The following is a 19,011-nucleotide window of genomic DNA, read 5'->3' as shown; positions in this document are numbered from 1 at the left end:
CACTATGGCCCTCAGCTCCCCCCTCTTGAGCTTCCCCTCCACATCCCCCCTGACCTGCCTCGAGAGGGAGCTGTGATGGGCGGCTATGATCTCGTCCATCTCCTCTACCGAGTTCTCAAGAATCTTCTTTAGGTGGAAGACCACCCTTTCAGTGCCGCTCCTAGTGTTCGTGAATATGAGGGTGGTCCTGTGCTCCCTGATCAGATCCGATATTATCTTATACATCTCGGAGGATACGACATCGCTGGGTGTGTTGACGAGATCCTCGACAGGGGACAGCATCGCCAGATCCAGTCCCTTGGCCCAACTGGTCTCGACTATCAGGCAGTCCCTGGGCTCCCCGTTCCTGTATCCAACCAGGAACTTTGCGACCTCCTCCAGCGGATTTATCGTAGCGGACAACCCTATCCTCACGAAGTCCCTCCCCGTCAGGTGGCTCAGCCTCTCCAAGGAGAGGGAGAGGTGGCTCCCCCTCTTGTTCTCCACCAGGCTGTGTATCTCATCAACGATTACCCATCTGACTGTCCTCAGCTTCTCTCGGAACTTGGGGGCCGTGAGGATTATTGCTAGAGTCTCAGGGGTCGTTATCAGTATGTGGGGCGGTTTCCTAAGCTGCTTGGATTTTTCGGACGCTGTCGTATCTCCGGTCCTGACTGAGTGCCTCACCTCGGGGAGATCTGGATTTCTCTCCCTTATCTCCCTGAGCGGGACCTCCAGGTTCCTGTATATGTCGTTGTTGAGCGCCCTGAGCGGGGATACATATATGGCGTAAACCGAATCCTGGAGCTCCCCCCTCTCCCCCATGCTGAAGAGCTCGCTTATTATTGAGAGGAATGCCGTCAATGTTTTACCGGTTCCCGTGGGGCTGGATATGAGGACGTTCCTCCCCTCATGTATTGGAACTATCGCCAGCCTCTGAGGGGGGCTCAAGTCCGTGAAGTTCGAATCGAACCACTCCGCCACCGCCGGATGGAGCACGGCCATCACTTCCTCCTTGCTGTACTCCCTGAGAGTCCTCGCGAGCATCGCATTCCCCCGCAGGGCAGGTCAACGGGACGCCGTATTAAAACTGCCTGAGGGATCGGACGCGATAAAGGGGACTGATTTTCACGAAGCTATCCCTAATGGTGTTTTATGACATCATTTAAGCTCATGAATCGGGGGTGGAGGGATCATTATTAAGTGGTGATGCCCCACCCAGTGATGCCGGCAAGGAGATTGGAGCTCGTCGACCCGGACCTCTGCGTGGGCTGCATGTCATGCATGTTCGCTTGCTCGAGGAGGTTCGGTGACTCCGGCCTCAACTACTCTGCCATTCATGTGAGGAGCGTTGGAGGGGTTGAGAGGGGATTCACCGTGATCGTCTGCAGGGCCTGCGATGACCCCTCATGCGCCAAGGTCTGTCCGACCTCCGCCCTCAGGATGAGGAGAGGGGGCGGTGTCACGCTGGATGCCAAGCTGTGCATAGGCTGCGGCTACTGCGTTCGAGCCTGCCCCTTCGGGGCTATCTTCTGGGACGGGGTCAATGATAAGCCTATAATATGCACTCACTGCGGCTACTGCGTTGATTTCTGCCCTTACGGCGTCCTGAGGGTGATGTGATGCCCCTGGTGGATGAGCAGCTGGCCAGGGTGCTCCGAGTGGATCTCACGAACAAGAGGTACAGGGTCGAGAGGAGGGATGACCTCTTCTCGAGGTACTTGGGAGGGACGGGGGTTGCCGTCCAGCTGCTGAAGGAGAACCTAAACCCTAGGGTCGATCCCCTGTCCCCTGATAACGTGGTAGTGATGGCGGTCGGCGTCCTCACCGGGGTCTATCCGGCGGCCTCCAAGCTGGTGGCCATGTTCAAGTCACCGCTCACCGGCAACCTGGGGGAGTCCCATGCTGGGGGAAGAGCCGCCCTGGCCCTGAGGATGTCCGGCTTCGGGGCTCTGGTGTTAGAGGGATCCAGCGAGACACCCATCTACCTCTCCGTGCACGACGGGAGGGTGGAGTTCAAGGACGCAAGTGCCCTCTGGGGCGTTAGGAGCTCCCTCACCATAGGCAAGGTACTCAGGGAGAGGGAGCCCTGGCCGGGCCTCAGGAGCATAATGAGGATAGGCAGGGCCGGGGAGAGGCTGGTCAGGTACGCCTCGGTCATCCTTGAGACTTACAGGCACTTCGGCAGGCTGGGGCTCGGGGCGGTTTGGGGATCTAAGAGGCTCAAGGCGCTGGTTATAGGCGGGAGAAGGGCCGTTCCAGTCGCTGACGTGAGAGGTTACAGGGAGATATACAAGCAGATCTTCGAGGAGTGTCTCAGGAGCCCCTCAACCAGGAAGTACCACGAGCTGGGGACTGCGGAGAACGTGATGCCCCTCAATGAGATCGGAGGCCTGCCGACCAGGAACCTGAGGTCCGCCAGGTTCGAGGGGGCCGAGCTCATAAGCGGGGAGAGGTTCGCTAAGGAGAGCCTCGCTAGGAGGATAGCCTGCGCTCACTGCCCAATAGCGTGCGTGCACATAGCTTCCATAAGGGAGATCTACCCAGGGGAGAAGTACTTCTACGTCACTAGGTACATAAGCTACGATTACGAGCCAATCTATGCCCTAGGTAGCATGCTGGGGGTCAGCGAGATTGAGGGCATTCTTAAGCTGATAGAGCAGACGGACATCCTCGGATTGGATGCCATAAGCTCCGGAGTCGCGCTTGCCTGGGCCACGGAGGCCTTCGAGAGGGGGGTCATAAGCGAGAGGGAGACCATTGTAAGGCCGGAGTGGGGAGACTGGAGGACTTACCTCAAGATGCTGGAGCTCATAGTGGATCAGCCTAATGATTTCTATGGGGTGCTTGCTGAGGGCACTGAAAGGGCCTCTGAGAGGTATGGCTGCCAGGATTGCGCGCTCACATTCGGTGGCAATGAGATGCCGGGCTATCACACTGGGCCGGCGTCTCACATAGGTTACCTGATAGGCCTGAGGCACAGCCACCTGGATAATGCGGGTTACTCCCTTGATCAGAGATATCTGGGCAAGTCTTATCCGGATCCGGATGCGCTCGTCGATGAGTTGGTGGAGGAGGAGTCCTGGAGGCAGGTCCTGACATCCCTAGTCATCTGCCTGTTCGCCAGGGGTGTCTACAAACCTGAGATGATCTCAAGGGCCCTGAAACCGCTCGGGATCGAGATTGATGAGGAGGACCTCAGGGCCCTCGGAAGGGAGATATACAGGGAGAAGCTCGATCTCAAGATCAGGATGGGGTTCGATCCGAGCAGGCTCAGGGTCCCAAGGAGGATCTTCGAGACCCCTTCTCCCCAAGGCAGGATAGATGAGGGCTACGTGATGAGGGCCCTAGATAGGTACAGGAGGATCGCCGTTCCGCCCCACTGATATCATCTCGAAGCTACCATCGGGCCTGTGAAGGAAGAGCAAGGCCCTCGGGAACATCCTCCTGACCTCCAGCAGGGTCTCCAGATCGTCATCATGATACTCAACCACCTCACAATTCAGCCTCCTGAGTATGGACGGTTTAAGCTCCCTATCCCTCTCGAAGTTCCCGTCCGGTCTCATGAGCAGCTCATCGTAGGGCACACCAGCTTGGATCAGCTGGAGCTCCGTGTCCCTCCTGAGGCTCTCATACCTTCCCGTTATCAGAACCACCCTCAGTCCCCTCCTCTTCGCCTCGAGCACCATCTCCAGACTCCTGCCTATGGGTATATCTAGGTGAAGGAGCGTCGGGTCGAGGAACCTCCTCCAGAACTCCCTCTGCTCACTCGGGGTGAGCTCCCTGGGTGATGAGACTCCGAACCCCGATATCGCCACCTTGAACCTGGCCCTGACATCGAAGAGTGTGTTATCGATGTCGAAAACCGCGCAACCCATCAGATCAGCCTCGTCGCCATCCTTATCGTGCCCAGCGGACCGAGGTTCTCCACGCCCACATCCTTGTCCGCCACTATCACCCTGAACTCGTCCAGATCGACCTTCCTGAGGATGGGTGAGAGCAGATCCCTCCTGCTCACGCTGAGCAGGTCCGTGCCAGGGGCCAGGGGCGATATCGCCGGGATCACCAGGAGCCTGGCCCCCATGTACTCCCCATCCAGGAACACCTTGAACTTCTGGGAGGCGCCTATCTCATCCCTCAACGTTATAGCGGGATGCTCGTGTCCCATCACTATCAGCTCGATGTCCTCGGGTATCATCGGCTCGATGTGACCGTGAATCACCAGCAAGTCCCCCAGCTTGAGGCACGGATCCCTCACATCTATCCCCTCCCTCCTGAGTATCGGGATCAGGAAGTTGTCATGATTCCCCCTCACAACCTCTATTTTAACCCCTAAGCCCTTGAGTGTGCTTATCAGATCCAAGACTTCCCTCCACTCCTGACTCAGGGCCCCGCTGAACTCGTGCTTCACGTCCCCGCCCAGCACTACCACATCAGGTCCTCGCCCCTCAACGTAGCTCACTATCTCCCTCTTCACCCAGCTGTACTGCTCGTAGGGCAGCTCGACGCCCCTCTCCCTGAGAGCATCCTCGTATCCCAGGTGAAGGTCCGCGACCACCAGAGCGCCGTTTATCATGACCCCGTAGGGGAACACCTCCACATCCGGATCCATCCCTCATAGGGACAAGGTATCGATATAAAGTTCGCCGGATTCAGCTCCCGGTATCTCAACGCATTCAGAACCCTGACGGCAGCCTTAAAAGCCAGCTCAACGTACTCCTCTGCCCGAGGGACGCTGGCTCATCGCTACAACAATTCTGGTCCCGAGATGCCGAATTCGACTGCTTGGAGGAGCTCCGGAGATCGATGAGCTACTGGCTATCTGATTGAACATGGAACCCTCAGGGTATTGATCAGCACGATGACCGCTCAGCTTCACCTCTCCTCGGGGACCCTCTCGTTATTAGAGGGCCTCCAAGGGCACAGGATCGCATATTTTAGCTGAATCAACGCAATAACCTGAGGATCCCTTCGTCGGGCTTGCCGGAACCCTGCCCGAGAGCCCGGGTTTCATCCAGCTCACCAAGGCGCCCATCCTGAGGCTCATGACTGATCCTCGACCCAACTAGTTTTATTAATGAAGCTATTCCGAGGGGTCGAGAGGTGGATGGGATAGAGGAGCATGAGGCACTTCCCCTACACTCCTAGGAGACATCAGGAGGAGGTCATGGAGGCCGTGAGGAGGGCCGCCGAGGAGGGGAAGCACTTCTGCCTCCAAGCGCCCACTGGCTTCGGTAAGACGCCTGTTGTTCTCTCAGCGCTGCTGGACGCGGCTGAGGAAGGGGGCAGGATAATATGGGCCGTAAGAACCGGAAATGAGACAGATAGGCCAATAGAGGAACTAAAGGTGATAAGTAGGAGGAAGAGTGTTTTTGGAATTTCTTTCAGGGGAAAAAGGGACATGTGCCTCCTTGCCAGGAGGATGGGGATAAGCAGCAACGAGGGTGTGAGCAATCTGTGCAGGCTCAGGAAGGAGAGCTGCCCATATCTCAGGAATCTGAGGAGAATTGGGGACTTTTACTTTGAGAACCCTCTATCCTTCTCCGAAATACTTGAGATAGCCTCCGAATCTGGTGTTTGCCCTTACTTCCTTCAGATATCGATGCTCGACAGGGCCAGGGTCATCTCGCTCAGCTACAACTACGTGCTCTCCCCCCTGGGCTGGGCCATAAGGCACAAGATAAAGTTCAGGGAATCATTCTTGGTCGTTGACGAGGCCCATAACATAGATAGGGTGGCGAAGGAACTCAACAGCAAGTCAATAAGCTTGACGAGCGTGGAGAGAGCGTTGAGGGAGGATGAGAAATATGATCCCAGGGACTCCCTGGGTTTGAAGGGGAAGATAGCCTCTCTCAGGGACTTCATGGTCAACGTGGCCAAGGAGGAGGACGGAACTTTCGATCTGGGGGAGATGCTCTCCCTGACGGGATTCGAGCCCGAGGACCTGAGGAAGCTCCACGAACTCATAGATGCGATTTATTCTGACCAAGTGAAGAGGGGGAGGGAGCCGAGATCCCACCTCAACTCCCTGACGGAGTTCCTAGTCACTGCCCTGGAGAAGGCCGGGGAGGACGGCGTGGCCTACCTCTACTCCAAGGAGGACGGGATAAGCCTGGAGGTCTGGGACATGAGAGCCAGGGAGATCCTCTCGTCAATATGGAGCGACTTCAGGTCGGTCGTATTCATGTCCGGGACTCTGGAGCCGATGGATGCATTCGCGGAGACGGTAGGTATCAAGGAGTTCTCCGGGATGAGCGTCCCCTCCATAGCCGATCCCGAGAGGGTGGCCACGGTCATAGTGAAGGGGGTGAGCACCAAGGGGGAGGAGCTATCTGATGAGATGATCAGGAGGTACTTGAGGGTCGTTCGATCCTTCCTGGAGCTCCCCGGCAATCTGGCCATATTCACCGCAAGCTACAGGGTCCAGGAGGAGGTCATAGGTGGTATAAGGGATCTAGCCGCCGAGTGCGGCAGGAGGTTGTTCATCGAGGAGAGGAGCATGAGCGGTGATGAGGCCAGTAACATGCTGAGGGAGTTCAAGCTCCTTCCAAAGACGGGGAAGGAGGGTCTCCTCGTGGCTCCGGCAGGTGGGAGGTTCGCTGAGGGCGCCGACTTCCCCGGGGAGGAGCTGGAGGGCGTGATGCTCCTGGGCATACCCTTCGATAGGCTGACGACGAAGACGAGGATACAGATAGAGTACAGCGAGAGGGTCCACGGGAGGAGGAGGGGGAGGTACCTAACCTACGTGGTCCCAGCGCTGAGGAGGGCATCCCAGGCCCTGGGAAGGGCCATAAGATCTGAGGAGGACGAGGCCTCCTTCCTTCTGGCCGATGAGAGGTTCCTCAGGAGGAGCTACTTCTCCCTGCTCCCCGACTTCGTTAGGTGGAACGCGAGGGTGGTGAGGTGGGACGCCAGGGGCTAGGGAGACTCGAGGTATAAGTTCATGCTGTGGGGAGTTTGCCAGCGACCATCCCGGCATCATGGCACTCACCCGGTGAGCTCCACCCTGGCCCTCTGATTGGTTATCCTGCTCCTCATAACCCTCCCCAGGGAGGACCAGTGCTCAGCGACCTCCCCGCAGTCCCTGCAAACCGCGGCCACGGCTGGCCCAGTTCCGGAGAGCCCCGCCCCGAGAGCTCCGAGCTCTATGGCCTTCAGAGCCGGTTCCGCATCGAATCCGAGGAGCTCGCTGTATATCAGACCATTGAGCGTCATGACCTCCCAGAGCCTCTTGGGGAGGAGCTCCATCAGTGAGCCCACCACAGAGGAGTACCTGGAAATCCTCCTCGCGTCAATCGATGAAGTTGGCCTGGCCGATTCCTTCGAGGGCAGGAGTATCGCTACCTCCAGCTCCGGAAGGGGGATCCTCAGCAGCAACTCGTCCCTCATGTTGTCCGTGATCACGAGTCCCCCGAGCATGGACGCCGCAGCATCATCCATGGCTCCCGTTACCGTAACGCCGGCCCTTCTTGCTGCCCTCACCGAGAGCCTCACGGCATCTATAAGCCTTACTTTTTCCCCATAAGCGCTTATAACAGCTAATACCGCTGCGTTGGCTACGGCGCTGCTGCTCTTCAGTCCCCACCCAGCCGGTATCTCCGAGACCACCTCCAATTTTATCCCCTCCCCTCCGACGAATCTGAGACCCTCCTTAGCTGCCTCGACCACCAAGGGATCATCTGGTATCACGGAGAGATCACTCGACACCTCCGCCCTCGCCATGACGTTCATCTCGATACCCACGGCGGACCCCTTCCAAGATGCTATCGCGTTGACCACCGTTATGGCGCCGTTAACCCTCACCACCGCCAATCCCGACACCCAGGAACCTCAGGGCCGCCTCCTCCATCAGGCCCTCGTCAGGGTCGACATTGAACCATATCCTCTCGGACATCGCCGCTTGTCTCACCAGCATCTTCAACCCCCCAATGGCCCTGCATCCTCTCTCCCTTGCCTCCCTCACTAGCTGTGTCTCCACGGGATTGTAGACCAGATCCAGCACAGCGGTTCCGCTCCTGAGCCCGCTGAGGTCCAAGGGGGGCTCCCCTCCCCCTGTCCCCAGAGGGGTCGCGTTGACCAACAGATCGGCCTCGGCCAGGCGTCTGTTCCTCTCCTCCCACGGGATGGGGATGCAATCCAGACCCAGCCTGAGGCAGAGGTCGGAGAGGGCACTCGCCCTATTGACGTTCCTGGATGCTATTAACACCCTATCGAATGATCCCTGGAGTGCTGCAAGGACCGCTCTGGCCGCTCCCCCTGCCCCCAACAGCAGAGCGCAATCTCCAGTGGCTTCCAAGAGCTCCAGACTGTACTTCACGCCGTCCACATCCGTGTTGAAGCCCATGACCTCCTCCCCGAACTTGACGACGTTCACAGCCCCTATTAGCTCCGCCCTCTCATCCAAGAGATCGAGGAGCATCACCACCTCCTCCTTGTATGGCACCGTTATATTGCAGCCGAGGGCACCTAGCTCCCTCAGGCCCTCCAGGGCTGGCTTCAGCCTGATGACGTCGAAGGCCAGGTAGACCGCGTTTATCCCCAGCTTCCTGAATGAGGCGTTGTGCATCGCTGGGGATGCCGAGTGAGCAACCGGATGTCCGAGCAGGCAGGTGAGTCTGGTGCTGGCATCCGGAAGCGCCGACACGCTTAAAGCACACCAAGGGGGGACTTAAGCTTTAGGTGCGGTGGGCGGTACAGTCGAGGAAGGCCGGGAGGTGATGCTCTGAGGACATCTCACGTGGGGAGCTACCCGCTCGAGCACTCGCTGGAGAACATGATCAGGGCCTACTCGGACACCGTGAGCATCGGCATATCGGTCCCCCCAATACCACAGCTGAGGAGCTTCACCGACATATACCTGGAGCCATTGGTCAGGGATGGGAGTCTCAGGAGGATCGGAGAGGGAAAATATGTCCCAATAACTTTGGGGGAGCCTTCCATAGATTTAGGGGAGATTGAGGACTTCCTAGAACACTCGGGAGCTGATCCCAAGAGATTGAGGTTCGCGATAGCCGGTCCTCTGACTTTAGCCAGCAGGGTTGAGGAGGGTGGAGGGGGGCTCCAGGGCTCCATGCTGTCCAAGAAGGATGCTGTCTTCTCTTTCTTCGTCCCCTACGTCAAGCGGGTGGTGGATTGGGCGTCCTCGAGGGGCATAGGGTACGTCTTCCTAGACGAGCCGGTCTTGGGGTTGATGGTCGGGAGGAGGATCCTGTTCGGCTACACGGAGAGGGAGATCCTAGAGATATATGAGGAGCTGTTGGAAGGTCTCGATCAAGAGGCTGGTCTGCACGTCTGCGGCAGGATTCCACCTCTGCTGGCGGAGATCCTCATGAGGGCTCCCGTGAGGTACCTGAGCCTCGAGTTCCACGACACCGCGGAGAACATGGGGGTCTTCACGAGGGACCGACTGGAGGAATCTGGGAAGGTGATCTCGCCGGGCGTGGTGAGCGCGAGGAGCGCAGAGGTCGAGTCTCGGGAAGAAGTGAGCTCTCTGCTCAGAAGCTTGATTGAGAGGTTCGGTAGGGATTCCATAGATCTTGTGAGCGCTGACTGCGGTTTCGGGGGTCTCAAGGGGAGGGATGATGCCTACAACATCTCCCTCAGGAAGTTGAGGGTGATAAGCGAGGTGGTCTCGTCCCTGGATGAACGGGATATGAGGGACGAGGATCTGCTCAGCTAGGTGACGCGCTGGGAGAGCATGCTCTTGGGGAAGGACCTGGTGAACTCGACCGCATCATCGCTCAGCCCTGAGTATATCCTCCACAGGGCTATGAAGTCCTCCATAATCTTCTCAACGTCCCTGGCATCATCCATTATGATCACGTACTCGATGCCCCCGTAGAGGTCGGACTCCGTGAGGTCAGCCGATCCGATCACGGCCTGCCTACCGTCTATTATGTAGAGCCGCAACTGAAGTTCTCCCGCTCCCTGCTTCAATATCAGGTAGTCCAGCTGGGGACGGACTGCCCCTTCCTTACCCCCCTCGGATTCCCTGTTAGTTTTCAGGGCCTTCCTCAGTATGTTAGCGCTCTCCTCATTCCTGCTGCTCTCGGTGATCACCTTGACGTCCACTCCCTCCTTAGCAAGTTCAACCAGTTTCTGGGCGAAGTTGGGTGATATCCTAGGGCTGCACATCCAGATGGATCTGCTGGCGCTGAATATCATCAGCTCCAAGAACGCCCCCAGGTTCCTGCCCACGTACGACCTCATACCGCTGGACCTATCGAGTCTTATTAATAAAGCGTGATTATGACCTCTCAACTCCGCGGGTCGAACCATGAAAGATTATTCGGTCTCAAGGTCCTTTCTCCATCACCGGATGGCTTAAGGGTTCGTGGAATGACCTTGGGATCCGGCTGATCCCTCAAGGACCGGGCTGCGAGGGTGCATTGGGCCTCACCTCGGGCATCATGCTAAGACCTCCGCCATCCCTCCAGCGGAATTCCCAAAGCTCAGGGGACTCTGAGGGGAGGCATGTATCATGGATCCCTCGAGGGAGGCCCCTCAGGACCTATCTGAGGATAATCCCTTATGGGATCTCGGCTCGAAAAGGAAAGGTTTAACAGCGGTTCTGCTGCGAGGGGGAGGTGGTCGCATAAGCCCGAGGATCAAAGTGCTTCCGCTGGGTAGGGAGCTCCCGGCGAGGGAGGGTGATGCTTTAGGGGATGTGCTCAGCAGGGAGCTGGGATTCGAGCTTCCCTGTGGTGGCGCCGGTTTCTGCGGGGGATGCTCCGTTCGGATCATTGAGGGCAGCGTCTCCGAACCCTCGCCGGAGGAGGTGATCTCGGGCGTCCTCGATAGGGGGATGAGGCTAGCCTGCAGGACCAGGATCGAGGGAGACATGGTGATAGAGCTGCCCGAGCTGAGGCCCATCGCTGTGGTCTCCGGAATGATGCCCAAGATAAGGCCGGATCCCACGGTCAATTACCTCGGGGGAGGATCAGCGCAGCTGGGCCTCGCGATCGACCTCGGCACGACGAATATAGCTGGAGCGCTCCTGGACCTGAGCACCGGTGAGACCCTGTCAGAGGGATTCGTGAGGAATCCTCAGGTCTCGATGGGGGCGGACATAATCACGAGGCTCGAGAGGGCGCTCCGGGGCGGGGGTGAGGAGCTGAGGAGACTCGCCATGAAGGGGATATCCGATCTCATCCAAAAGCTCTCAATTCAGGGGGAGATATCCTCCATCCTGATCGTCGGAAATTCCGTGATGCAGGCCCTCCTACTGGGACTGAGCGTGGAGGGTCTATCCAGGGCCCCGTTCGATCCCCCCCTGAGGGAGTGGCTCATATGCCCGGCTGAGGAACTCGGCTTCCGATGGCCTAGGGCCCTAGCGATAATTCCTCCCTCGATAGGGGGCTTCGCTGGCTCTGACGCGCTCGCTGACGTCATCACCACGAGACTCCTGGGGATCAGGAGACCCTACCTCATCTTAGACCTCGGGACGAACGCCCAGGTCATTTTGGACACAGGCAGCTCCGTACTGGTCGCCACTGCACCCGCTGGCTCAGCCTTCGAGACGAGCGTGTTCTCGGGGATGGGGGGTCTTGAGGGGGCCGTTCTGGAGGCCAGGCTCGGGGATGAGGGATGGAGCCTGAGATCCTCTGGCAGAATCCTCGGCATGGCTGGATCCGGCCTCATATCCGCTGTAGCGGAGATGTTGAGGAGCGGAATCATAGATGAGAGTGGAAGGATGAGGAAGGATTTGGGTGGCCGCGTCACCTTGCTAGAGGATCCTAAGATAGAGATCTCCCAGAGAGACGTGAGAGAGATCCAGAAAGGTGTTGCATCCATATACGCCGCCTGGAGGATTCTCGTCGAGGAGGCCCGCGTGATGCCGGCCGCTGTGGTGGTGGCCGGAACTTTCGGGACCTTCGTGAGTTACAGGGATGCCCTGGACATAGGGCTCATACCACCTGTGCCCGAGGATGGCTTCATCTCAATAGGAAATGCCGCTTTATCCGGCGCCAAGTCCATGCTACTGAGCAGGGAGGCCTTCGAGCTGGCTCGCTCGCTCCTCGACGACATGATCCACGTGGATTTGACCGGAAAGCATCACTTTCCGGACATCTTTCTGGAGGGGCTCGCGCTGAGGAGGCGTCAGCCCCTCTCACAGCTGAGGGATCGCCTCAAATGAATCCTGTCGCACCCAGGATCGCGAGATGAAAACCTCCATGGGGAAAACTTCGAAGTCCTAGCTAACGCCCATGCATCACCGGGGAGTGTGATCCTCTCCGTACTCACCCGTTAAATTGAGCCCATCCCATGCGGTCGTGATGCAGCCGGGAAAGGAGCTCATGGTGCTGGCTGACTCCTCACCGGATTCCGTCATAGAGAGAGCAGCGAAGATGGGGATAAGGGTAGCAACAATCGAAAGAGCGTCCGATGACAGGCTAAAGAGCCTCGTCGATCCTTCAATGATAGTTCGCGTGAGCGAGTGGCCGTCCAGAGGGGACCTGACCCTGTTCAGGGTGAGGGGACCTGAGGACATAGACACCTTGAGGAGGGAGCTTCACGATTCCGATGTCCTGATAGACGGTGAGAGCTGGAAGATAATCCCCCTTGAGAACATAATAGCCAGTATGGGAGGTGAGAGGATCTATGCTATTGCGAATAGCCTGGAGGAGGCTAGGTCACTCCTAGGAGTCCTTGAGGTAGGGGTGAAAGGGGTTATCGTCCCGATCAGGGATTCATCTCAATTGGAAGCCCTCATCAGACTATCGGAAGAGACCAGTCCCCTCTCTCTGAGGCCGGCCAGGGTGACCGAGGTCAAGCAGGTTGGGATGGGCGACAGGGTTTGCGTAGACACCACATCGATACTCTCTAAGGGGGAGGGAATGCTCGTGGGAGGCTCGGCATCCTTCCTCTTCCTGATACACAGTGAGAACATAGAATCCCCCTTCACCGCACCAAGGGAGTTCAGGGTCAATGCCGGGGCCGTCTCGAACTACACCTTAGCCCCGGGTGGGAGGACTCTCTACCTCTCCGAGGTGAGATCCGGTAGCGAGATTCTGGCGGTCTCGAGGGAGGGAAGGAGGAGGGCAGTCAGCGTTGGCAGGGCTAAGATCGAGAGGAGACCCCTGGCCCTCGTGAGGGCGACCAGCGATGGTGAGGAGGGATGGGTCGTGCTTCAATTGGCTGAGACAATACCGCTGGTGAGCCCGGATGGTTCCACGATATCGGTCACGGAGCTCAAGCCCGGGGACAGCGTGCTGGTTTACATCGCCCCTAAAAAAGCCAGGCACTTCGGAATGGCGGTGGATGAGTTCATAGAGGAGAGGTAGGCTCACTCCACCTCTATCCCGAATCTAGGGGCTATTGATCCCAGGAAGTAGTCTATGGCGAAGAGTATCGAATCGAACCTTGAGGAGAAGGCCTCCTTGTTCAGTCCAGCCACAGGTATTGTCGTGCTGGCTCCCAGATTACCGTCATCATCCAGGTGATACCTCACCTCCGCCAGCGCGTAGTGAGCGTTGAGGAGCGTCTTGTAGAACTCTATGTCATCCCTCAACTTCTCCCTGTCAAGTATGCTCGTGGTTATGGTCACCCAGTCATCGCTCACCAGCACTGCCACCATGTAGCTGCCCTCGCCTATCCTCCAGAGGGAGGCGAAGTAGCCCTCGCCCCTCTGGTACTTGACCCCCATCTCGGACAGGTACCTTTCCACCTCATCCATCAGCTCGGCCGACAAACGAACACCTAGTCACCGGGGGTAAATCTCAATAAAAAGGTCATGCCCGATGGACCTAATGAGGCTGATGGTTGCGGTGGGTTCGACCAACCCGGTCAAGGTGGAGGCGGTGAGGAGGGCATTCTCCAAGTTCTGGGAGGTCGAGGTCAGGGGAGTCGAGGTGGAGAGCGGAGTGCCCGCGGAGCCCTTCGGCGCCGCAGCTGTAGAGGGAGCTAGGAACAGGGCTAGGAAGGCCTTGAGCATCCTAAATGCCGACTTCGGCGTCGGCATAGAGGGAGGGATCTTTCACCTCCACGGCAGGTATTACTGCGCTGGTTTCGTTTGGGTTGAGAGGAGGGATGGAGTCTACGGCACTGGGACCAGCGGCTGGTTCGAATGCCCCAGCAGGTTCATTCCTGAGCTCTTAACAGGGACCGAGCTGGGTGACCTCATGGCCAAGCTCAGCGGAAGGGCCAGCATAAAGAGGGAGGAGGGGGCCATAGGGTTCTTCACCAGGGGGGTCGTAAACAGGGTCGACCTGTACACTCACGGCGTCCTAATGGCTTTGGCCAAGTTCTCAGCTGCGGAGAGGTGGCCGGGGTGATCCCTTGCTCCTGCTAGCCATCATGGGCAGTAGGAGGGAGGCCCTTCTGAGACCCCTGGTGAGGGCCTTGGCCAGCAGGGGGTACAGGGTCGCCACGGTCTCCCAGGTGAGGAGGCTCGGGGTTCCCGAGGAGTTGAGGGAGCATGCCGATGCTGGAGCTGGCATAAGGATCGCCTGCTCCAGGGACAAGGTGCTCATATCATCCAACTTCCCGCTAAGGGATCTGGACGACTTCGTCAAAGTCGTATCTCACCTGGCCCCCGTGGAGCCGGATGCTATCTTGTTCATGGGGTTTGAGGAGGAGCTCGCCGGGGAGGGCAGGCTTATGAAGGTAGTCGTCACATTCAGCCCATCAGAAGCGAGGGGTCTCATGGAGAAGCTATCACCTCCCGTCATAGGCGCTTACTCCGAGAGGGGAACACTGGAGGGCGGATTCCCGAGCATAGACTCCCTGGTGAGGGCGATCATGGAGGAGGGAATCAGGAGGAGGTTGCTGCAGCCATCCCCAGCCAGGCTCGGAGGGGAAGGATAAGCTTAATACCTGGGCCACGCTGATGCCGCGATAAATATGCTCACACTCAACCTGGAGGTCACTGAGGTTAGGAAGACCCAATCGGGGATAGTGCTATCCTTAAGCAGGCCCAGCGGCATCGAGGAGATCCCCACTCCTGAGAGCGAGGAGGAAGCCATGATGTTCCAGGTCATGAGGGCCATGGAGAAGTACATGAGGCTCCCCATCCCCATCTCCCAGCCATCCCTGCCCACCCTGACCATGGTGTTGAGCGAGGATGAGTACGAGAGGATAGGTAGACCCACCGTGGGGGACAGCCTCAAGGTGGTGATATCCAAGGAGGCCGAGAGGTTCAGGGTCGGGGTGGACTATTGACCAAATTTTTATTAGCCTCCCTTCGCTGCCTCACGTGATGTCGCTGGATGAGGCCATAACGGTCAGCAAGAGGGGGAAGAGGGAGCTGAGGACCCTCGTCTCCAGGGGGAGGTTCGCCCTGATAGAGTACAGGGACCCCGTCACCAGGGAGAGGACGGAGGATAAGTACAAGCTCCTGCTACTTCACGAGGATGGCAGGGTTCAGGAGTTCTTCGTCATACCGACCAAGACCTCGGGAAGGAGCATGCTGGTGGAGCCCAAGGAGAAGAAGGGGAAGGAGTTGAAGGTGTGGAATCCAACTACCGGGGAGATCGAGGACATCTTCCCGTCGAAGTGATTCCATAAAAATAATATATTTCAGACTTGGCCCGTTATGAGCTGCATAAGCATCATCACGGCATCCAGCACATCCCTGACGGCCACGATGCCGACCGGCCTGTTCTCCTTATCTACAACTGGCAGATGCTTCACGTCCGCATCCCTCATCTTCCTGAGGGCCTCTGTTATCGGGTCGCTCGGGGATATAGTTATGGGATTCTCGGTCATCAGCATGTGTATCGGGATCCCCTTCCCTATCTTACCGTTGGCGGCGGCGAACCTGAGATCCCTGTCCGTGAAGATACCTACCAGCTTTCCACCCTCATCCACCACCAATATGCTGCTTATCCTCTTCTCATCCATCACCTTAGCGGCCTCCTCAACCGGAGTGTCCATCTTCACCGTCACGGCGGGAGATGTCATGACATCCTCCACCCTCAGGGGCAGCTCACGCTTCCTCCTCAGCAGGGGCATGGTATCACCGGCCATAGTGGTGGGGTGAATATATTAAAGAAAGTATGTCATTCGGGATCGGCCAAATGCTGACGCCCCCGGGATGGCAATGGAACCCGAGTGAACACTCCGGAGGTGCATCGGATCCAGAGCCCTTCTGGTCGAGCTAACATTTTTTAGATTGCACATCGCTGGGATAAAAGGTAGTATGAGGGGCGTCTCCAGAACGGCCATATCCGTGCCCAGGGATCTGATGAATCAGCTGAGCGATCTACTCTCCCGTACTGGTGTGAGGAGCAGATCGAAGGCAATATCAGAGGCTATATCTCTCTACATAGCTGAGAGATACTGGATCCTCTCCGACGTTGACAAGGAAGTTACCGGAGCGATATTGCTCGTTTACGACCACCATAGGGGGAGGGATGTAGTCGAGGTCCAGCATAAGTACCTCGATCTGATAAGATCCACTTCTCACGTTCACGTGGATGAGGAGAGGTGCCTCGAGGTCGTTATAATTCTGGGATCACTCTCCAGGGTCAGGCAGCTCTTCATGGAGCTTCAGGGGCTGGGAGTTGTGGAGATCATAAAGCCCTTCCTAGTCCCTTTGGCTTGAGAGGGTTCTCCTTAAGACCTCTATGAGCGAATCCAGGTCCACCAAAGGATCTTTGATGAGAGGAAACAGCATCCTGCATATTCTGAGGGCCGTGGGTGGCTTTATGCCGATCTCCTCCAGCGGCAGCTCGCTCAGGATCCTCAAGTCTCCCCCGGCAATAAGCCTTCCTTTGTTCATGATGTACACCTCGTCCGCGACCTCGGAGGCGAAGTCTGAGTCCTGCGTTGCTATCACCACGATCTTCCCCCTACCCTTGAGCTCCCTCAGCACCTCCTTGAGCACCTCGACCCCCCTGAGGTCGAGTGAGGAGCTGGGCTCATCGAGCAGGTAGACCTCGGGATCCAGGGCCATCAAACCTGCTAGAGCGACCTTAGCTGCCTCTCCACCGCTCAGCCTGAATGGGGATTTTCTCTCAAGCCCCAGGAGTCCCAGCCTCTCCAGGGATGACCTGACCCTCTCCCTGACCTCCTCCTTACCCAGCCTGAGCTGCTCCGGTCCCAGCGCCACATCCTCCTCGACGGTCGGGGCTATGAGCTGATCTGACGGATCCTGAAAGAGGATCCCGCAAATCTTTCTGTACTCCAGCGAATCTATCTCAACACCGTCCAGCGTGATGCGACCCGAGGATGGTCTGATCAGCCCAGCCATGAGGAGGAGAAGTGTGCTCTTTCCGGATCCGTTGGGGCCGAGCACGCATATAACCTTACCGGAGGAGACGCAGAGGCTCACCCCCTCGATTGCCAGCGTGCCATCAGGGTAGGCGTAGCTCACCCCGTGCGCGCAGAGCCTCATTGAGGGCACCTAGGGAACCAGGAGGAGGATCGCATATGTAAATGATATGACCGTCAGCAAGAGGGTGTCCCTCAAGCTGTTGCTCAACTCGAGCTCGAGCACCCTAGACCTGAAGACCAGGGATGTCTTGAAGGCATCTCCGGGCCCCTTGAGGAAAAGCTCAGAGGCCGCCATAGATATGATGGAGTAATCCCCCAGTAAGCTGCGCTCTACAAGCCTGGACGCCTTTGCCAGTATGAGTCCGCTGAGCGACCTCAAGTACCTGCCCATCTGTATGATCATCACCTCGAAGGCCGTGCCCAGGTCCCTCCCGATGAGGGGGGTCAGCGCCACGTCAATGCCCCCGATCAGCCTCTTGGTCCCCACAAGCCCGATGAATGAGTTGAGAGCCAGCAGGGCGGCGGCAACCCTCATGGGTACTACCAGGGCCCCGGAGTCCTGAGCGATCCTGGGCAGCATTATGATTGAGGTGAAAGCCAGCCAGATGATTGACACCTTCAGGGACCTCTTGAATCCCCTGATATCGCAGAGCAGGAGTATCAGGCAGGAGAGGGAAACTGAGAGCAGAATCTGGGTCACCTTAGAGGAGAAGGATATCGTGGAAACGACTGCTAAGCAGGAGAAAAAGGATATCAGGGGATTCGCATGGAGCCTCCCGGGTGAGAGCTCCACCAATGAAACCCATTCGTAGAAGGACCTCAGGATCCCCTCGAAAGCCCTCTCGAACGCCCTCACTTCCCAGTCCTCCTTATCAGGGAGGGTAGGAGGAGCACCCCAACCCCCACCAGCCCAGCTACGATGTAAGCTATCTCATCGGGCAATCCAGGTATGGTGTAATCCGGAAATATACCGCTCCAGACGGGCTCAGACTCCTTCATCCCTATGAGCTCTGCGGCCACGTCCAGAGGTTCTCTGTAGCCCACGATGTTGGCGCCTATGACCCCAAAGAGGGGGCTTATAAGCACCAGAACGATTATGGCCAGATGGCTCCTCCTCATAATCTCCACCCCCTGCCGGCTAGGTATGTGACGATGAGCGCGGTGGCTATTCCCTCCACCAGCCCCAAAGCGAGGTGCCAGATCCCCATGACGGACACGGTCACCGCTAGGGGATAGCCGAAGCTTGGGGAGAGACCCAACTCTATGCCGCACGCCACGGCCGCCAGCGTTATGCCAAGCCAGCCGGCTAGGAATGCCGCGAGGAACCTCTTCCCCTCGCCCAGATACCTCAGCACGGCCTTGTATATCGCATAGCCCACGAAAACGTCGACGACGGCCATGTTGAACGCGTTGGCCCCTAGAGCCGTTATGCCGCCGTCGCCCATCAGGAGGGACTGAACGAGGAGGTTCATGAACATGGCAACGCATCCCCCGAATGGTCCCAGGAATATGGACGCGAAGGCGCCCCCAACGAAGTGAGCCGATGTGCCCCCGGGTATCGGCCAGTTCAGCATCTGAGCCGCGAATATGGCGGCCGCCATGACTGAGAGGTAGTAGATGTCCCCTCCTCCCTTGAAGTACCTCCTGCCCGAGTAGACCACCAGCGACAGAGAGATCACGTAGAGCGCGAGGGCGACAGCCGGATCCAGGAAGCCGTCCGGGATATGCATAATACCTACCCGGTTGTACGGTAATACCGCCTGCTTAAAAATATTACCAAAGATAGAAATTGGTAATAACATGAGTCAGCGGGACCCC

The 19,011-nt window shown here is 57.8% G+C and carries 22 protein-coding genes; 11 read left to right on the top strand and 11 right to left on the bottom strand.

The genetic code is table 11. The annotated features are described in order from the left end of the window. Positions 1-1,026, bottom strand: a 1,026-nt coding sequence (locus tag BA066_01655; protein ID RDD54014.1) for an ATP-dependent helicase, incomplete at its 3' end; no start/stop codon positions are given. 177 nt (positions 1,027-1,203) lie between these two features. Here BA066_01655 and BA066_01650 point away from each other — a divergent pair. Both BA066_01650 and BA066_01645 read left to right on the top strand, forming a co-directional pair. Beyond that, positions 1,204-1,602, top strand: coding sequence for a 4Fe-4S dicluster domain-containing protein (locus tag BA066_01650; GenBank protein RDD54013.1), 399 nt, complete (start codon positions 1,204-1,206; stop codon positions 1,600-1,602). Beyond that, positions 1,602-3,365 carry an aldehyde:ferredoxin oxidoreductase gene (locus BA066_01645; GenBank protein RDD54012.1) on the top strand — a complete coding sequence of 588 codons (1,764 nt, stop codon included), beginning with the start codon at positions 1,602-1,604 and terminating at the stop codon, positions 3,363-3,365. The genes BA066_01650 and BA066_01645 overlap by 1 nt, the downstream gene beginning before the upstream one ends. Here BA066_01645 and BA066_01640 read toward each other — a convergent pair. Both BA066_01640 and BA066_01635 read right to left on the bottom strand, forming a co-directional pair. Then, entirely contained in the window at positions 3,327-3,857 is a 531-nt protein-coding gene (locus tag BA066_01640; protein ID RDD54011.1) for a hypothetical protein, read from the bottom strand. The genes BA066_01645 and BA066_01640 overlap by 39 nt on opposite strands. After that, a complete protein-coding gene (locus BA066_01635; protein RDD54010.1) occupies positions 3,857-4,591 on the bottom strand; it encodes a phosphoesterase in 735 nt (244 codons plus the stop codon). Before BA066_01635 ends, BA066_01640 begins: the two co-directional genes overlap by 1 nt. 510 nt (positions 4,592-5,101) lie before the next feature. Here BA066_01635 and BA066_01630 point away from each other — a divergent pair. Beyond that, positions 5,102-6,901, top strand: coding sequence for an ATP-dependent DNA helicase (locus BA066_01630; GenBank protein ID RDD54009.1), 1,800 nt, complete (start codon positions 5,102-5,104; stop codon positions 6,899-6,901). A gap of 65 nt (positions 6,902-6,966) precedes the next feature. Here the strand turns inward: BA066_01630 and BA066_01625 are convergent, their stop codons facing one another. Together BA066_01625 and aroE are read right to left on the bottom strand one after the other, a co-directional pair. After that, a complete protein-coding gene (locus tag BA066_01625; protein RDD54008.1) occupies positions 6,967-7,800 on the bottom strand; it encodes a shikimate kinase in 834 nt (277 codons plus the stop codon). Then, on the bottom strand, positions 7,772-8,623 hold the full coding sequence (aroE, locus tag BA066_01620; GenBank protein ID RDD54007.1) for a shikimate dehydrogenase: 852 nt from the start codon (positions 8,621-8,623) through the stop codon (positions 7,772-7,774). Before aroE ends, BA066_01625 begins: the two co-directional genes overlap by 29 nt. A 93-nt stretch (positions 8,624-8,716) precedes the next feature. On the opposite strand from aroE, the gene BA066_01615 reads away from it, so the two are divergent. After that, positions 8,717-9,658, top strand: coding sequence for a methionine synthase (locus BA066_01615; protein ID RDD54006.1), 942 nt, complete (start codon positions 8,717-8,719; stop codon positions 9,656-9,658). Here BA066_01615 and BA066_01610 read toward each other — a convergent pair. Continuing rightward, positions 9,655-10,257 (bottom strand): hypothetical protein, encoded by a 603-nt coding sequence (locus tag BA066_01610; GenBank protein ID RDD54005.1) that lies wholly within the window; start codon positions 10,255-10,257, stop codon positions 9,655-9,657. The two genes, BA066_01615 and BA066_01610, sit on opposite strands and share 4 nt — an antisense overlap. A gap of 202 nt (positions 10,258-10,459) precedes the next feature. Here BA066_01610 and BA066_01605 point away from each other — a divergent pair, with 202 nt between their 5' ends. Then, positions 10,460-12,115 carry a DUF4445 domain-containing protein gene (locus BA066_01605; GenBank protein RDD54004.1) on the top strand — a complete coding sequence of 552 codons (1,656 nt, stop codon included), beginning with the start codon at positions 10,460-10,462 and terminating at the stop codon, positions 12,113-12,115. A 139-nt stretch (positions 12,116-12,254) separates the two neighbouring features. Then, positions 12,255-13,262, top strand: a complete 1,008-nt coding sequence (locus BA066_01600; protein RDD54003.1) for a 3-dehydroquinate synthase — start codon at positions 12,255-12,257, stop codon at positions 13,260-13,262. A 2-nt stretch (positions 13,263-13,264) separates the two neighbouring features. Here the strand turns inward: BA066_01600 and BA066_01595 are convergent, their stop codons facing one another. Next, on the bottom strand, positions 13,265-13,669 hold the full coding sequence (locus tag BA066_01595) for a hypothetical protein (GenBank protein RDD54002.1): 405 nt from the start codon (positions 13,667-13,669) through the stop codon (positions 13,265-13,267). A gap of 49 nt (positions 13,670-13,718) precedes the next feature. Between BA066_01595 and yjjX the strand changes: the two genes are divergently transcribed. From yjjX to BA066_01575, 4 genes are read left to right on the top strand one after another with little or no spacing between them, the layout of a single operon-like run. Next, complete coding sequence (gene yjjX, locus BA066_01590) at positions 13,719-14,252, top strand: inosine/xanthosine triphosphatase (protein RDD54001.1); 534 nt, start codon at positions 13,719-13,721, stop codon at positions 14,250-14,252. Between the two features lie 4 nt (positions 14,253-14,256). Next, positions 14,257-14,784, top strand: a complete 528-nt coding sequence (locus BA066_01585) for a hypothetical protein (GenBank protein RDD54000.1) — start codon at positions 14,257-14,259, stop codon at positions 14,782-14,784. Between the two features lie 36 nt (positions 14,785-14,820). Continuing rightward, entirely contained in the window at positions 14,821-15,138 is a 318-nt protein-coding gene (locus tag BA066_01580; GenBank protein RDD53999.1) for a hypothetical protein, read from the top strand. Between the two features lie 37 nt (positions 15,139-15,175). Next, a complete protein-coding gene (locus BA066_01575; GenBank protein ID RDD53998.1) occupies positions 15,176-15,475 on the top strand; it encodes a hypothetical protein in 300 nt (99 codons plus the stop codon). A 20-nt stretch (positions 15,476-15,495) separates the two neighbouring features. On the opposite strand, the gene BA066_01570 is transcribed toward BA066_01575, so the two are convergent. Continuing rightward, a complete protein-coding gene (locus BA066_01570; GenBank protein ID RDD53997.1) occupies positions 15,496-15,930 on the bottom strand; it encodes a CBS domain-containing protein in 435 nt (144 codons plus the stop codon). Between the two features lie 187 nt (positions 15,931-16,117). Here BA066_01570 and BA066_01565 point away from each other — a divergent pair, with 187 nt between their 5' ends. Next, positions 16,118-16,522, top strand: a complete 405-nt coding sequence (locus BA066_01565; protein ID RDD53996.1) for a nickel-responsive transcriptional regulator NikR — start codon at positions 16,118-16,120, stop codon at positions 16,520-16,522. On the opposite strand, the gene BA066_01560 is transcribed toward BA066_01565, so the two are convergent. Genes BA066_01560 through BA066_01550 form a run of 3 tightly spaced genes read right to left on the bottom strand, consistent with a single transcriptional unit; the run spans position 16,505 to position 18,948 of the window. Continuing rightward, on the bottom strand, positions 16,505-17,323 hold the full coding sequence (locus BA066_01560) for an ABC transporter ATP-binding protein (protein RDD53995.1): 819 nt from the start codon (positions 17,321-17,323) through the stop codon (positions 16,505-16,507). The genes BA066_01565 and BA066_01560 overlap by 18 nt on opposite strands. After that, positions 17,324-18,049 (bottom strand): hypothetical protein, encoded by a 726-nt coding sequence (locus tag BA066_01555; GenBank protein ID RDD53994.1) that lies wholly within the window; start codon positions 18,047-18,049, stop codon positions 17,324-17,326. It lies immediately after the preceding gene. After that, positions 18,046-18,948: a hypothetical protein gene (locus BA066_01550; GenBank protein ID RDD53993.1), complete on the bottom strand. Its 903-nt coding sequence runs from the start codon at positions 18,946-18,948 to the stop codon at positions 18,046-18,048. The genes BA066_01555 and BA066_01550 overlap by 4 nt, the downstream gene beginning before the upstream one ends. Positions 18,949-19,011 lie beyond the last annotated feature (63 nt).

This window comes from Candidatus Korarchaeota archaeon NZ13-K (assembly GCA_003344655.1).
Taxonomy (GTDB): Archaea; Korarchaeota; Korarchaeia; order Korarchaeales; family Korarchaeaceae; genus Korarchaeum.
This window is presented reverse-complemented; position numbering and strand designations above follow the sequence as displayed.

What these genes read in the sequence shown, in the direction of transcription:
- BA066_01650 (RDD54013.1), top strand. Translation starts at nt 1,204, where the DNA reads ATGCCGGCAAGGAGATTGGAGCTCGTCGACCCGGACCTCTGCGTGGGC.
- BA066_01645 (RDD54012.1), top strand. Translation starts at nt 1,602, where the DNA reads ATGCCCCTGGTGGATGAGCAGCTGGCCAGGGTGCTCCGAGTGGATCTC.
- BA066_01640 (RDD54011.1), bottom strand. Translation starts at nt 3,857, where the DNA reads ATGGGTTGCGCGGTTTTCGACATCGATAACACACTCTTCGATGTCAGG.
- BA066_01635 (RDD54010.1), bottom strand. Translation starts at nt 4,591, where the DNA reads ATGGATCCGGATGTGGAGGTGTTCCCCTACGGGGTCATGATAAACGGC.
- BA066_01630 (RDD54009.1), top strand. Translation starts at nt 5,102, where the DNA reads ATGAGGCACTTCCCCTACACTCCTAGGAGACATCAGGAGGAGGTCATG.
- BA066_01610 (RDD54005.1), bottom strand. Translation starts at nt 10,257, where the DNA reads ATGGTTCGACCCGCGGAGTTGAGAGGTCATAATCACGCTTTATTAATA.
- BA066_01605 (RDD54004.1), top strand. Translation starts at nt 10,460, where the DNA reads ATGGATCCCTCGAGGGAGGCCCCTCAGGACCTATCTGAGGATAATCCC.
- BA066_01600 (RDD54003.1), top strand. Translation starts at nt 12,255, where the DNA reads ATGCAGCCGGGAAAGGAGCTCATGGTGCTGGCTGACTCCTCACCGGAT.
- yjjX (RDD54001.1), top strand. Translation starts at nt 13,719, where the DNA reads ATGGACCTAATGAGGCTGATGGTTGCGGTGGGTTCGACCAACCCGGTC.
- BA066_01580 (RDD53999.1), top strand. Translation starts at nt 14,821, where the DNA reads ATGCTCACACTCAACCTGGAGGTCACTGAGGTTAGGAAGACCCAATCG.
- BA066_01575 (RDD53998.1), top strand. Translation starts at nt 15,176, where the DNA reads ATGTCGCTGGATGAGGCCATAACGGTCAGCAAGAGGGGGAAGAGGGAG.
- BA066_01570 (RDD53997.1), bottom strand. Translation starts at nt 15,930, where the DNA reads ATGCCCCTGCTGAGGAGGAAGCGTGAGCTGCCCCTGAGGGTGGAGGAT.
- BA066_01565 (RDD53996.1), top strand. Translation starts at nt 16,118, where the DNA reads ATGAGGGGCGTCTCCAGAACGGCCATATCCGTGCCCAGGGATCTGATG.